Here is a 15,207-nt window from a genome sequence, read left to right on the forward strand (position 1 = left end):
AAGAGATAACTTTCTCACGTTGACTCGTTGAAGCGATTGCTGTAATTTAATAATATTAACGTCTATTAAGCGACAATTGGACGTTTAACGAATACATAGTTAAAGGAGAACGGAAAATGCCAAGTAGCAAGAAGCGAAAGTTTGTTATTCCCCATACGTACGCTATTATTTTTTCTATTATTCTAATAATGGCTGCTGCAACCTATTTAATCCCGGCAGGTGAATATGATCGGGAAGAAGTGAACGGTCGACAAGTAGTAGTCGATGGTAGTTTCCATTCTGTAGAACAAAATCCAGTTTCGATTTTTGAAATCTTTAAATCTGTTCCACTTGGAATGGAGAAAGGTGCAACCATTATCTTTTATATTTTCTTAGTGGGGGGGGCATTTGGCGCGATTCAAGCAACTGGAGCAATTGACGCCGGGATTAATAAGTTAGTTAGGAAGTTAGGAAACAATGAGAAACTATTAATTCCCGTTGTGATGTTCGTATTCTCCATTCTCGGGTTTACAACCGGAATGGCGGAAGAATCGATTATCTTTGTGCCGATTGGTATCGCGATTGCACGTGCGCTAGGATATGACGCCATCGTTGGTACAGCGATGATTTCACTTGGAGCTGCAAGTGGTTTCATTGGTGGGATGATGAATCCGTTTACAGTAGGAGTTGCACAAGGTATCGCGGAAATTCCAATTTTTTCTGGGTTTTTATTCCGTTCCGTTGTTTATGTATTCATTCTTACTGCGGCGATGTTTTACGTGATGCGTTATGCGAGTAAAGTGAAGCAAGATAGAGCGAATTCTGTCATGTATGACTTGGAGTTGGAATCGCCTGTTGAGGATCCGAACACAATTCAAGATAGCGGTGCATTCACCAAAAGACATATATTAGTCCTGCTTACATTAGGTACAGGAATTGCTATCAATATGTACGGCGTATTGAACTGGGACTGGTTCTTGAATGAATTGGCTGCATCGTTCATCATGATTGGTTTGATTAGCGGGATCATTGGTGGTCTTGGCATTAATAAGACGTTTTCTTCTTATGTCGATGGGATGAAGCTTGTCGCATTTGGTGCTTTGATTGTCGGGTTTGCTCGGACGATTTTAGTCGTTATGGAAAGCGGAGTGATCATTGACACCGTTATCCACTCTCTGGTCGGTGTTATCTCTGAACTACCAGCGACATTAACCGTTCTTGGAATGTTTTTATTCCAAGTGGTTTTGAATTTCTTTATTCCATCAGGGAGTGGCCAAGCAGCAACTACAATGCCTTTGATGGTACCTCTTGCAGATTTGCTTGGTATGGAGCGTCAAATCGCAGTTCTTGCATTCCAATATGGAGATGCAATTAGTAACTCTGCAATTCCAACTTCGGCGGCGCTTATGGGATACCTAGCTGTCGCTGGCATTCCATATGACCGTTGGTTGAAGTTCATTTGGAAACTTATATTGATCTGGATAGGGATTGCAGCAATCGGTCTTGTTGTGGCTGTGGCAATTGGTGTTAGCTGATAAAAGATTATAAATATAAAGGAAAAAGAGTCTCCTGACTGAGTGATCAGTTGGGAGACTCTTTTCTATAATTTGAGTAAGGCTCTTGTGATAACCTTGAAGTTAACTGATAATTGAGTGAGCGATTATGTTGAAAAGGGGTGCGACAATGGTAGCGAAAATCGAAATGGATTTATACAAAGCGAATAAGCTGTTGGAAATCAATAAGATGCTGACGCAGTCTTTACAACTGAACGAAATCTTGCACAATGTTATTCAGGCGGCTTGTGAATTGGTGGAAGTGGCGGATGTCATCATTATCTATTTATATGATGAAGAGACGAAATCGCTCCGTTTTGCGAAGGGTGAAGGAGTTAATGAAGAAGCGTTGGCACGTGTGGCATTTGCTGAAGGGGAATCGATCACGGGGAAAGTGTTTGTTCATCAGCAGTCAAAGTTGTTTACATCTCGTGTAGAAATCGAACAACATATGGAGAATATGACCGAGGAGAATGCCCATTTTTACTATGAAGGAGTTCAGCAACGTAGTGTGAAAAGTACGTTCTGTGTACCTATCTTGAATAAAGATCGTTGTTTGGGTGTTGTGGTAGTTAATAATTATAAGCAGGACAGTATTTTCACTGCAGAAGATATGAATGTAATTGAGGTTGTTGCAGGACAGAGTGCGATTGCGATTGATAATGCAAAAGTGTACGAGCATTTGCAACAAAAGAACTTGCTGCTCGAGAAATCGATTTCCATTCATAACACGTTTTACCAACTCATTATTGAAGGGCGAGGCATTGAAACCGTGCTTTCATTGCTTGAAAGAATGATTGGATCTTCTGTGAGCTATCATGATTACCTCGATGAGACGGAAGAAGAGTATCCATTTCCGATTCGAAGAGGATTGGATACGTTAGGTTTTCTTTCACTAGGACAGCCTTTTAAGGATTTCAGTGAAATGGAGAAGATTACAATCGAGCAAGCGAGTTTGTCTATTGCACTCGAACTCATTAAAGAAAATGCATTGTACGAAAAAGAAATCCATTTTAGGGAACAAGTTTTTAATCATTTGTTGGAAGGGATTTCGGGGAGGGAATTAGATGCAGCGCTCCATTATGTGAATTGGCGGACTGATACACGTATTCAGTGTCTGATCATTGAGGGAAATCAGAAGCCATTATGGAACGTGGAACAACTGATTGAAAAAGAGAAGCTAGTGAAGTCTGTTGAACAAACGTTACGGTCTGAGCGGCTCGATCCTTTAATTTTTGCGCGTGCGTATCAACTAATTTTAATACTCCCAACAAGTCCGGATTATACTGCGCAAGAACTACTTTCTAAAATTCGTCAGCTGTGGCTAAGAAATTCCGACATCGTTTTTGGAATTGGAAGAGAAACGACGATTCAGGAATTGTCGTTGTCTTATAAAGAAGCTTCTCGATCAGTCGGTTATGCGAAAAGATATCATATTCCCGTTGTTGAGTATTCAATGCTTGGGCTCGAACGGTTGCTGTATGAGGTGGACCAAGAGTTGTTGGAAAGGTTTATGAATGACAAGTTACGCCTTCTTCAAACAGCGGATTCGACGCTAATCCACACGCTTAAGCTGTTCATCCAATTCAATAAAAACCAGAAACAGACGGCCAAGGAGTTACATATTCATCCTAATACGCTTTACTACCGTTTAAAAAAGGTTGAGGAATTACTGGAAATCGACTTTGCGAATGAAAAAGATTGGATAGACTTTGTTGTTGCATTCAGAATATATGTGGAGCTCAACGAAAAATGATCGCAAACTTTGTGGTAACCCACATTTAACTATTCAATATTTTGATTTATCATAATTGATAGATATATCGAAAGGGGATGGCTATGTGAGTTCTACTTATCATAATTATATTAATGGGGAATGGGTTTCGTCGAAAACGAATGAAACATATGCTAGCTTGAATCCAGCGAACCAAGATGTACTAGGATATTTTCAAAAGTCGAACGAAGTCGATGTAGGGCAAGCGATTCAAGCAGCAGAAGATGCGTTTCCAAGTTGGGCGAATACTGCTGCGCCTAAACGTGGAGATGTTTTGTTCACACTCATTCAGTTGCTGGAAGCTCAACAAGAAGAATTGGCGACAATTATTACGAAAGAAGTTGGAAAATCGTTTCGTGAAGCGAATGGTGAAGTTCGAAAAACAATTGAAGCGATGAAACAATTCAGTGGAGAAGCCACCCGGATGACCGGAGAAACGGTTCCGTCGCACGAACCAGGAATTTTTGGATATACAATTCGAGAACCTCTTGGCGTAGTGGGAGTGATTGCTCCGTACAATTTCCCTCTTGGTATTGGGATTTGGAAGATTGCCCCGGCCATTATTGCTGGTAATACAGTGATTTTTAAGCCAGCGAGTAATACGTCTTTGATCAGTATTAAAATTATGGAGTTGTTTGAACAAGCAGGTGTTCCGGCAGGAGTTATTAATATGGTAACAGGACCGGGTGGTGTGATCGGAAACGCAATCGGCAGCCATGAAAAGATTAAAGCGGTATCGTTTACAGGATCTACACAAGTCGGGCTTGCACTTGGTAAAGCAGTGAGCGAGCGAGGAGCGAAGATGCAGGCTGAAATGGGCGGTAAGAACCCGTCGATTGTGTTGGAAGATGCCAATCTCGATGAAACCGTAGAAAACTTAGTTATTAGTGGATTTTTGGATAATGGTCAGCGGTGCACAGGTACGAGCCGCTTAATTGTCCTTCGTTCCATTGCGGATGAATTGACGAAGAAACTTGTGGCTCGTGCTAAGAAGTTGAAAATTGCAGACGGCTTTACAGAAAATGTAGACAATGGACCCGTTGTCGATGATGGGCAGTTGAACACGTATTTACATTATGTGAAATCTGCGATTGCAGAAGGCGCAATACTTGAATGTGGTGGAAAGCAGTTAACGGAAGATGGTTTAGAAAAAGGTTACTTTGTGGCTCCAACATTATTCAGTGGCGTGACACAAGAAATGACAATTTTTAAAGAAGAGATTTTTGGCCCTGTAATGGCGATGACAGTTGTCGATACGTATGAAGAAGCATTAGAGGTTGCAAATGATAGCGAATTCGGGTTGTCTTCGACGATCTATACGAATGATTTGAACAAGGCGTTTCATTTCATCCGTAATATTGAATCGGGTGTGACCCATGTGAACATCCCGTCCAATTATTTTGAGAATCAGTATCCGTTTGGTGGGAAAAAGGCGTCTAGCATCGGTCCGCGAGAGCAAGGTTCAACTACGTTGGATTTCTGGACGGATTATAAGACGGTTTATATTCGACCGTGATAACGGAAAGATTCAACAAATAGGTGGAATGATTGGAGGGAATCATGTGCATAAGATTGGTGTTGTTGGATGTGGTCTTATGGGTTATGGGATCGCGACAAATCTAGTCAGTAAAGGTTATGAGGTTACAGTATTTGATACGAATTTGGAAGCAGTTAAACGAGTAGTGAGTGAAGGGGCAAATGGCGCTTCTTCAGTATCAGAGCTGGCGAAGTCAAGTAATCTTCTAATTTTGTCTCTTCCATCGACGGATTTAGTGGAAAAAGTATTGATAGACGGTAGCGATGGAGCTTTACAATACTTAGAGCCAGGTAGTGCGATTATTGATATGAGTACGAATGACGTCGCAAGGACGAGATTATTTTCGGAAGCTGCCAATGTTGTTGGTGTTGAGTATTTCGACTGTCCGGTGAGTGGGGGTCCGGAAGGTGCTAGTTCAGGGGCACTTACCATCATGGTTGGTGGTTCTGAAGAGAAGTTCTCACAAGTTTCCTCTGTTCTCCAAGCAATGGGAGGATGCGTTGAATATATGGGGCCGAGTGGATCCGGACAAATTGTGAAATTGTGTAACAACATGGTTGTAGGCGGCATCATTTCCTTGTTAGGGGAAGCTTTGTTGACAGGAGAGCGAGCAGGATTATCTAAAGAAAAGTTAGCAGAGCTCTTTCAAAAAGGGTCTGGACAAACTAAAGTGATGGACGTGTTTGGACCGACTATGATTCACGAAACATTTGATGATGTGACGTTTTCACTAGCCAATATGGTGAAAGATTTATCATTATATAGGAACTTAGCCAACGTGGAAGGGGTTCCTACTGCAATTAGTGATGCGGCGTACCAATTGTTTACACGTGCGAGTTCAGAAGGTGCAGACAGACGAGATTCAACGGCAGTAGTGGAGTTGCTTGCTCACGAAGTTCGTACCTGATCCATTGTAATGAGAGGAAGTAAAAAAAGGGGGGATTTGGATGGAGGGAAATGAGAATTCGCTTTCAGGAATTTGGAAAGACTGGCGGTTGCATGCGATTGTACTCGGGATTGTCGTTGTCACAGAATTAATTGGCACCTTTAAGATTCCAGTAGGGCCAGGTGTTATTCTTTTGCTTCCAATGTTATATGCACTCGTGATTGGACTTGGATTTTATTTCACACCGGTCGTAAAAGAGAAACAATCTAAAAACGCAGAACCAATAATTGTTCTGGGAGTGTCGTTATTATTAGCGAAGATTGGGGTCATCATTGGACCATCTTTACCTGAAGTTATCGCTGCAGGACCAGCGTTGCTATTGCAGGAACTCGGAAACTTAGGGACGATCTTAATTGCGTTACCCGTTGCGATATGGTTAGGATTGAAGCGTGAAGCGGTCGGAATGACGCACTCGATTGGCCGAGAACCAAACGTTGGACTCATTATGGATAAATTCGGCATCAACTCCCCTGAAGGACGAGGAGTTATGGCAATGTATATCTTTGGTACAGTGTTTGGAGCAGTTTTCCTCGGACTCATCTCTGGATTACTTGCGACGTTAACGCCGTTAAGTCCGCTGTCGTTTGCGATGGCATCAGGTGTTGGAAGTGGAAGTATGATGGCAGCCGCAAGTGGATCGCTAATTGCTGCATTCCCGGAACTTGAATCTCAAATCGTTGCTTTTTCAGGGGCGAGTAACTTATTATCGCTCTCAACGGGCCTCTGGGTGAGTATCTTCATTGGACTTCCATTAACTGAAAAAATCTATGCACGTATGACTCGGAATAGGGAGGGATACTGATGCTGAAAAACATACAAGAGTGGGTACTATTGCTTGGAATATTTGGCATTACCGCTCTAATAGGGAACTGGGCAGGATATGATATTCTGCCACTCGCAGCTATTCCGGGTATGATTACGCTCATTGTCATCTGTTTGGCAGGGTTCATCTTAAAAGAGGTAATCCCAGTGAACTTCCCGAGTATCGCGTACATTTCAATTATCGGTGTCATCGTTTCTATGCCGTGGTTCCCAGGATCAGAAAAAGTAGTCGAGTGGACGTCAAAAGTAGAATTGCTGGCGCTTGCGACACCAATTTTAGCGTATGCAGGTATTGCAATTGGTCGTTCATGGACGGATTTTGTAAAACTAGGCTGGAAAACGATTGTGGTTGCGACTCTCGTGATGCTCGGAACTTTTCTCGGTTCCGCAGTTATTGCAGAACTTATTTTGCGAGTCCAAGGAATTATTTAAATTCACTCTGCACATCTCGAAAATAAGCTTTACGATCTCGTTTAGTATTTAAGTAATGAGAGAAATGATGATCCGGACTATATCCTAATTATGGGTGTTGGTTCTATAAATGTGGAGTTGTAAAGGGTTTGCAGATGTAGTAATAATGAAGGTACTTAGATAGTTAATCGAATAGGTCGCGTCCTCAAAAGGAGCTCTCCATCATGAGGACGTGACATTTTTATTTTATCTTTGAAGTACTTATGGTTGTAAGTTGATGGACTTATAATCCTTAAAAATCTCCCCAGCGATTCCCATTGCTTGAATTGCTTTCGGGAATCCGACATAGCCTGTGCAATGGATGATGATTTCAATGATTTCTTCTTGAGTCACACCAATGTTTAAGGCAGCTTGGATGTGAACTCCAAGCTGGTCGAATGCGCCTTGAGTAATAAGAGTTGTAAGTGTGATGTATTCGCGTTGCTCCATTGTGAGTGTATTTCGTGCATACAGGTCCCCGAAACCAGATGATACAATCATATCCCAAAAATCAGGCGAGATCTTTTGGATGTGTCGCATACCTGTTTGTACTTCTTCAGAAAATAGTTCGTTCATTACCTGTATTCCTTTTTCAAAGCGCTCATTGTTTTCCATATCATTGTCTCCCCATCGTTGGTGGTATTTCGTGCTCATCGACTAATGCTTCGATGACGAAAGGTTTTTTCGTTTCTTGAATGCGTGTGAGTGCCTTTTGAATCGAATTGCAAACTTCTACTGGCGTATGGCAAGTAATCGCCTCTAGTCCCATTGATTCTGCAAATTTAGAGGCTTCAAGAGGGGTTTCATAAATGCCTCCAATGGATGTCCCAATCATTTTTCTCATTCCCTTTTCAACCATATCCAATCGGCCATTATTGACGACGATGAACAGGACAGGGGAGTCGTAGTTATATGCAGTGGACAATTCTGTCCCGTGCATGAACATGCACCCGTCACCAACTAAACAAACGATCATTTTTTCAGGAGCTGCAAGTTTTGCACCGATAGCATAGCCGATACCATTACCCATGGCACCAAAGATGTCATCAAAGAAGAACGTACCAGGCTTGTAGATATCAAAGTGTTGGATGCCATAGAACGAATGACTGCCATCATCCCCAAAAATAATTGCTTCTTCGGGCAGCGCGTTCCGCATTGCTTTCAGAACTTGGATTGCCGACATGCGCTTTCCAGGAACGTTATCTTCCAATGGTTTTTTCTCAAGTTTCAATGCAAATTCGTCACTATCTGTTTTTGGAACATCTTTTAAAATTGCCGTTAAGTTTAATCTGATATCCCCGAGTATCGGTGTGGTCGGTACTAGAATTGATTTGCCGATGAACGTTGGATTATAGTCGAAGTGAAGTATATGTTCAGGATACATCGCTTCAGATAGGCCAGCAGTTGACATATCGCTGAGTTGTGAACCGATAACAATAAGCAAATCGACGCCTTCGCTGAGATAAGCCGACGCTTCAGGCGTTCCACCTAATCCGAAAGCGCCTAGAGAAAGTGAGTGATTGGAAGGAAACGATCCTTTTCCACCTGGCGTTGTGATGACAGGAATCTTCCAATATTCTGCTAGATGTTTCACTTCTTCATAAGCTTTGCTCGAGTGAACGCCTTTTCCTAGGAACAGAAGAGGACGTTTAGCGTTATTCAATAGTTCATTCACTTTATCGAAATAAGGTGAAATCAGCTCATGGGACATCGGGAAATCGAGTAGAAATGGTTCGATCTCTTCCAGTAAAATATCAAAAGGGATAGATAAATGCACAGGTCCTTTAACACCGGAGACCGCTTTTTCTAACGCATGTTGCAAGAAAGGCATCAGCATATCCCCGCGTTCCACACGGGCACTAAATTTTGTTACTGATTGAAACATATCTGTCAAATCGGTTCCAAAAATGCTTGAATCTTGTCCCATCGCTTTTCCCGTATCTTTCATAGAAGGGTGACCGGTTATGAGTAAAAGTGGGATATTGGATGCTTTTGCTTGTCCAGCAGCTGAAAGTGAATTTGTGCCGCCGGGGCCAGATGTCCCTACTGCAACTCCAATCGTTTCATTCATTAACGAATACCCGGTTGCTTCATATCCTGCTGCACCTTCATGTTTACTAAGTACAAATTCCATTTCATAATTAATGAGTTCAAAAAGAATGGGCGAAACGGCCTTCCCTGGAATACCGAAAACATGATGGATTCCCCAGTGTTTAAAGTTTTCAACTAATACTGATGCAACTTTCTTCATACTCTATTCTCTCCCAATCATAATTAGTGTAACAAGTAAAATTTCTCGATATCAGAAGCAGACAATGGTTTGCTGAAGAGATGCCCTTGTGTAATATCGCATTTATGTTTTTTTAGAAAATCAAGCTGTTCTTGTGTTTCTACACCTTCTGCAATTACTTCCTTTTTTAGGTTATGAGCAAGAGTGATTGTAGCAATCACAATGATTGCATCATTTTCGTCATTCATCAGTTCACTGACGAACGATTTGTCGATTTTAATATAATCTATTGGAAAGTTTTTAAGATAGTTAAGGGAGCTATAGCCGGTTCCGAAATCATCCATACTGATGCCGATGCCAAGTTTTTTCAGTTCTTCTAGAACGTAAATAGAATGTTCGTATTCCATCGCCATATTTTCCGTGATCTCTACGACGAGATATTTTGGGTTTAGCGATGTTCGTTCCAGTACTTCCTCTACGAATGAAATAAGATTTCGAGTTAAAAATTGTTGGGTAGACAAGTTTACAGAAATCTTGACAGGCATCATGCCTGAATCTTGCCACTTTTTGTTTTGTAAACAGGCTTCGTTAATGACCCACTCCCCAATTTGGGTGATTAACCCATTTTCCTCAGCAAGTTTAATAAATCGCCCAGGAGCAAGTAATCCTAAACGAGGATGCTTCCAGCGAATCAGTGCTTCAAAACCTATCAATTCTCCAGATACGTTATGAATTTGTGGTTGGTAGTGCAACTCAAATTCATTGTTCTCAAGCGCATTCCGTAATTCGATCTCGAGGACAGATTCCGCAATCATTTCATCCGATAAGTCACTTGTATGAACGACGAATTGGTTTTTTCCTAAGGCTTTTGCCTGGTACATGGCATTATCCGCATAAACCAAAAACTTTTCCACGGAAAGTGGAATGTCAGGATAAATTGCAACTCCGATGCTCGCTGTTGTATATAACTCTTTGTTGTTTACGAGAAACGGATCATGGAACACCCGGAGAATTTCATCTGCTTTTTGTATAACATAACTTGGACTGTCAAAGTCAGTTAGAAGGAAAATGAATTCATCTCCACCCATCCGTGCGAGTGTATCATTTGGTCCAAGGCAAGTGGACAAGCGCTCACTAACTGTGTTGAGCAGTTTATCCCCATAGGAATGGCCAAAGTTGTCATTGATAATTTTAAAGCGATCCAAGTCAATAAAGAGCAGTGCGAGATGGCGGCTTTGGCCATCATTGATGTCCTGAATAATTGTTTCCATAGCATTTTGAATGTATCTTCTGTTTGGAAGATGGGTTAAATCATCATGATATGCCAGGTAGTTATACTTTTCCTGTAATAAATATCGATTCGAGATGTCTCTGAACTGTCCGAATGCCCCTACCATTTTATCATCCTCGAAAATAGGTTGAGCATCGAACAGGCAGACTATTTGCTTGCCTTCGGTATTAACGAATTTAATTTCTTCATTATTAAAGATTTTCCCTTCATGCAAAACCTTTTTGAAGTATTCCCCAGTGAGTGGTGAATCACAAATATTCCTGCCGATAACAGATTCCCTGTTGTTATTCGATATCTTTTCAGCAAACTCATTGAACTCGGTGGTAATGCCGTTTTCATCAGTAATGACAATCCCGTTCCTAGTCCTCTCTAACATGATTTGATTCATGATATTGAGTTTACGATTCTGTTTCCGAAGGAGTAGTTCACGTTCAATAGAATCTACGACCTGAGCGAGCATCGAAAGGAAAAGGGGATTCTGAAATTCAATCGGCATCATGATCGAAATACTTCCGAGTAAATTATTTTCTTCTGTATTATGAAAAGCTGTCCCATAACACGCGATTCCATAGAGAGGTGAATGATAATGTTGCTTTCCAATGATGCTGATAGGATGCATTTGTTGCAATGAAAGACTCACAACATTTGTACCTGTATCCTCCAGTGTGAATTGTGCGCCAAGCTTAATGCCGAATTGGTCGCTCATCGCCTTGATGGTTTCATCACCCTCAGAAGAAAGGAGATATCCATTCTCATCAGAAACGACTACAAGAATGGGTGTCCCTTTTAAAGAGTTCAGTAATTTGTTTGAAAAAAAACTGACGACCGATAAGATTTCGCTATATGCTTTTCTCTTTTCCTCAAATTCTGACGTATTTAAAAAATGTTTAGGGGCGGACATTTCATTTGAATTCATCCTTGCCTCTTCACACATTTTATTGGCCGCTATAATGTAATGGGGTTCTGACATCCTTTGAATTTCCTCCTAACCTTCATTGAGATGAATTGTATAATTATAGTGATTTCAATAATGGTTGTAGTCCTAAAGGATTAATACAAATGCTTCATTATTGAATACTTTAACATATAGTTTAAAATTAGCATAGGTGTTTGGACTTGAAAAGTTGCTGATTATAGAACAGTTAGTATTACAAATATATTCATGAAATATGAATATACTTAGTATCGTACGTCTATTATTTCAATGTATGGGCAAATAGAACTGATTATCATAAGTTTTACTGAAAAGATTATGGTTTTTTAGAGGTAGTAATTCGTTAAGCAGAATAGAAGTTGATAATTATTAATCTCATTTTCACTATGAGATTGAATCATCGTCTTATTCAGAAATAACATTGTTAAACGGAGGGATAACTTGTAGACTTCATCTTAAGGTGTCGCTTTTTTGTGGTATAGTCAACCTATTATACAAATTCAAAAAGAAGTGAAAAGTAGTAATAAGAGGAGTGGAATCGATGACTGAATCAGAAACCTTATTTACAAAATTGACTGCTGGATATGATCAATCCCTATCACGTGGAGGCGTTGATGGCAGAAGAGTGGCAGAACGATTGAGTACGTTATCGATGATTGGTGCATCGTTAGAAGGTGGAGTAACCCGACCTGGATATTCTTCTGAAGAAAAGCAGGCAAAACAGGTTGCGAAGTCTTGGATGAAACAAGCGGGTTTGCAAGTGATTGAAGATGGGGCTGGAAATGTCGTTGGTCGATTAGAAGGAACTGAAATTGGAAAGGTGATTATGTCTGGTTCGCATGTGGATAGTGTACCAAATGGCGGTAACTTTGATGGACCTCTCGGAGTAATTGCTGCGTTGGAAGTGGTTGAAGCATGGAATGAAACGGGCTATTTACCTCGAAAAACATTTGAAGTTGTTATTTTCTCGGATGAAGAAGGTACAAGATTTGGTGCCGGTCTAACTGGAAGTCATGCGATGACAGGACAATTGACTGAACAAGAGACGAAATTGAAAATAGACAAAGATGGCAAATCATTTGAAACCGTAATCGAAGAGTATGGTAGTTCACTTTCATCTGTATGGCAAGCAAAGCGAGAAATGAGAGAAGTTGAATTGTTTGTAGAATTACATATAGAGCAAGGAAAGCTTTTAGAGAAAAATGATCTATCTGTCGGAGCTGTCAAAGGTATTGCTGGACCGGTATGGATGAACGTGACATTTGAAGGGGAAGCAGGACACGCAGGAAATACGCCTATGGATGATCGAAGGGATTCAATGGTAGCAGCGAGTCACTTCATTCATAGTGTTTCATCACTACCTCATCAATTCAGTGAAACAGCTGTAGCAACTATCGGTAAACTGAATGTCTATCCGAACGGTATCAATGTAATTCCTCAGAAAGTCGAGCTGACTGTAGATATACGTGATATCCACGAAGACAAACGTGACGCTTTAGTAGGAGCTATTATAGAGGCAGCTGAACAATCAGGATTAGCACACAATGTTGTCGTTAATTGCCAAAAGACATTAGCCGTTCAGCCGTTGTTGATAAACGAAGAGTTACTATCCGATATGAAAGAATCCATCACTAATTATGGAATTGAACCGATGGAGCTGATCAGTGGTGCCGGTCATGACGCTATGGTGATGGGAAGAGAAATTCCAGCAGCCATGTTGTTTGTACAAAGTAAAAAAGGAATCAGCCATAATCCGGAAGAATGGACGGACTTGAGTGATTGTGTAATCGGAGTGCAAGTATTGAAAAATTTCATTGAGCAACAGATGTCACGATCTTAAATATCGGTGAAAAATATAAGAGGGTGAAGTGATTAGTTTGGAAAATATCGCTATGTTCGGTGCTGCCAATTGGCTGAATATCGTATCCGCTGTGTTCGTGATCGGATGTTTGTACTTCACACTGTCTTTCTTCCAACATCTCAAAATGGAGGATCAGCGGCTCGCACAGCAATCGAAAATTGCGGCTGTCGTTTGCCTTGCAATCGCCCTACTCATTCCAGCATTCTATGGTGTCTATGTGTATTCGAAAATGAATATGTGATCTCAATTTCCTCACACATTGCCCAACTATGAATACACTGTCATAGAGAACGGGAACTGGAGGAGATGGATTGACAAATCAGAATTGGATGCCACCAAACCCACATTGGGAAAACCATTGGCAAAATCCTCGATATCGTGTGATTTCTATCGAGGAGGCAATGATGATCGCCTTGCAACAAGTACCCGGGCAGGTAGTGAAAGCAGAATTGGAATACGATCACGGATCTGTAATCTATGAGATCGAAATCCGCACACGCGATGGTCAGAAGTATGAAGTGAAAGTGGATGCGAATTCAGGTAAAGTGTTGAATGTGAAGCTCGATTAATTTGAAGCATGGGAATAGCTGGCTACAGGAAGGTAAACCTGTAGTCAGCTATTTTTGTTTCCAACAAGCTCCACTCGTAGTCTCGTAATAACACTAAATTAAACAACTCAAAAGAACGTATTGAAACGCATTTTTTAAAAAAACAGATGAAATTTGTAAATAGTGTTGTATTGTGATTTAACATGATGTAAAGTATTAGAAAATATTGAATAGTGGGAGAGTGGTTGTGTGATAGCTGAACGATTAGTAGATGCAGTGCGGGGGGGATATATAGAAAGCGGACATACAGGACACATTGCAGTGGTCGATTCTAAGGGGAAACTAGTCTACAGTTGTGGCGATCCTAATCGCAACACATTTGCACGGTCCTCGATGAAACCGCTTCAGGCTATACCGATTATTGAAACAGGAGCTGCAAACCACTATGGAATGCAAGCTGCTGATATTTCACTTGCATGTGCTTCTCATAACGGTGAAGACCAACATACACTCAGAGTGAAAGACATTCTGAATCGTCTGGAACTAGAAGTAGACGATCTGAAATGTGGCATACATCCACCGAGATGGACTGAAACCTATGAAAACGTCATTAAAACAAATACTCCGATTACACCTGTTTACAATAACTGCTCAGGTAAACACAGTGGGATGCTCACAACCGCTAAGTATATGAATGAAACGACAGATGATTATTACCAATTAGAACATCCGGTACAGCAACGTATTCTTGAAGTGATCAGTGACTTATCAGAAGTCCCAGTTGAAGAGATTGAAATTGGCATCGATGGATGTGGGGTTCCTGTACACGGGATTCCACTTGATCGATTGGCACTTAGCTTTGCAAAAATGGCGAACCCAGAAAACTTCCCTGAAAAACGGAAGCAAGCGATAGAAAGGGTGACTTCCTCCATGATGGCTGCGCCTGAAATGGTTGGTGGTACGGATCGCTTTTGTACTGACTTTATGAAAGTCATGGATGGGCGAATGTTTGGGAAAGCCGGAGCAGAAGGCGTCTATTGTATCGGGGATCTTGAAACGGGATTAGGGATAGCGATTAAGATCGAAGACGGGAATGGTAGAGCGGTCTATCCAGCGGCTGTAGAAGTTCTTAAGCAATTGAAATTGCTGACGGATGAACAATTAAAAAAGTTAGCTTCCTACCACGAGCCTGCATTAAAAAATGCACGCAATGAAATAATCGGCCACTTGAAACCAGTGTTTACGATGAAAAGTGCTTCATGCATTTTATCATAAACGAGTC

13 protein-coding genes are annotated in these 15,207 nt (G+C 41.1%); 10 read left to right on the top strand and 3 right to left on the bottom strand.

Annotation, left to right across the window (positions count from 1 at the left end; translation table 11 throughout):
• Positions 1–116 precede the first annotated feature (116 nt).
• The 6 genes from N693_RS0116425 to N693_RS0116450 all read left to right on the top strand — a co-directional run bounded on the left by N693_RS0116425 (position 117) and on the right by N693_RS0116450 (position 7,043).
• A complete protein-coding gene (locus tag N693_RS0116425; RefSeq protein WP_025785920.1) occupies positions 117–1,514 on the top strand; it encodes a YfcC family protein in 1,398 nt (465 codons plus the stop codon).
• Positions 1,515–1,662: 148 nt separating this feature from the next.
• Positions 1,663–3,288: a helix-turn-helix domain-containing protein gene (locus tag N693_RS0116430; RefSeq protein WP_025785921.1), complete on the top strand. Its 1,626-nt coding sequence runs from the start codon at positions 1,663–1,665 to the stop codon at positions 3,286–3,288.
• An 85-nt stretch (positions 3,289–3,373) separates the two neighbouring features.
• Positions 3,374–4,822 carry an aldehyde dehydrogenase family protein gene (locus tag N693_RS0116435; RefSeq protein ID WP_025785922.1) on the top strand — a complete coding sequence of 483 codons (1,449 nt, stop codon included), beginning with the start codon at positions 3,374–3,376 and terminating at the stop codon, positions 4,820–4,822.
• Positions 4,823–4,868: 46 nt separating this feature from the next.
• On the top strand, positions 4,869–5,750 hold the full coding sequence (locus N693_RS0116440; RefSeq protein ID WP_025785923.1) for an NAD(P)-dependent oxidoreductase: 882 nt from the start codon (positions 4,869–4,871) through the stop codon (positions 5,748–5,750).
• A 40-nt stretch (positions 5,751–5,790) separates the two neighbouring features.
• Positions 5,791–6,591, top strand: coding sequence for a DUF3100 domain-containing protein (locus N693_RS0116445; protein WP_025785924.1), 801 nt, complete (start codon positions 5,791–5,793; stop codon positions 6,589–6,591).
• Complete coding sequence (locus N693_RS0116450; protein ID WP_025785925.1) at positions 6,591–7,043, top strand: hypothetical protein; 453 nt, start codon at positions 6,591–6,593, stop codon at positions 7,041–7,043. Before N693_RS0116445 ends, N693_RS0116450 begins: the two co-directional genes overlap by 1 nt.
• 240 nt (positions 7,044–7,283) lie before the next feature.
• Here the strand turns inward: N693_RS0116450 and N693_RS0116455 are convergent, their stop codons facing one another.
• From N693_RS0116455 to N693_RS0116465, 3 genes are read right to left on the bottom strand one after another with little or no spacing between them, the layout of a single operon-like run.
• Positions 7,284–7,676 carry a carboxymuconolactone decarboxylase family protein gene (locus tag N693_RS0116455; RefSeq protein WP_025785926.1) on the bottom strand — a complete coding sequence of 131 codons (393 nt, stop codon included), beginning with the start codon at positions 7,674–7,676 and terminating at the stop codon, positions 7,284–7,286.
• A 1-nt stretch (position 7,677) separates the two neighbouring features.
• Positions 7,678–9,312, bottom strand: a complete 1,635-nt coding sequence (locus tag N693_RS0116460) for a thiamine pyrophosphate-binding protein (RefSeq protein ID WP_025785927.1) — start codon at positions 9,310–9,312, stop codon at positions 7,678–7,680.
• 23 nt (positions 9,313–9,335) lie between these two features.
• Positions 9,336–11,552 (bottom strand): EAL domain-containing protein, encoded by a 2,217-nt coding sequence (locus tag N693_RS0116465; protein ID WP_037593555.1) that lies wholly within the window; start codon positions 11,550–11,552, stop codon positions 9,336–9,338.
• A 505-nt stretch (positions 11,553–12,057) separates the two neighbouring features.
• On the opposite strand from N693_RS0116465, the gene N693_RS0116470 reads away from it, so the two are divergent.
• From N693_RS0116470 to N693_RS0116485, 4 genes are all read left to right on the top strand, one after another.
• Entirely contained in the window at positions 12,058–13,356 is a 1,299-nt protein-coding gene (locus tag N693_RS0116470; RefSeq protein WP_025785929.1) for a Zn-dependent hydrolase, read from the top strand.
• A gap of 28 nt (positions 13,357–13,384) precedes the next feature.
• On the top strand, positions 13,385–13,618 hold the full coding sequence (locus tag N693_RS0116475; protein WP_025785930.1) for a hypothetical protein: 234 nt from the start codon (positions 13,385–13,387) through the stop codon (positions 13,616–13,618).
• A gap of 70 nt (positions 13,619–13,688) precedes the next feature.
• Positions 13,689–13,946 (top strand): PepSY domain-containing protein, encoded by a 258-nt coding sequence (locus tag N693_RS0116480; RefSeq protein ID WP_216593582.1) that lies wholly within the window; start codon positions 13,689–13,691, stop codon positions 13,944–13,946.
• Positions 13,947–14,174: 228 nt separating this feature from the next.
• Positions 14,175–15,200, top strand: coding sequence for an asparaginase (locus tag N693_RS0116485; RefSeq protein WP_156028953.1), 1,026 nt, complete (start codon positions 14,175–14,177; stop codon positions 15,198–15,200).
• The last annotated feature ends 7 nt before the right edge of the window (positions 15,201–15,207 follow it).

It is taken from the genome of Sporosarcina sp. D27, from assembly GCF_000586555.1.
Lineage (GTDB): Bacteria > Bacillota > Bacilli > Bacillales_A > Planococcaceae > Sporosarcina.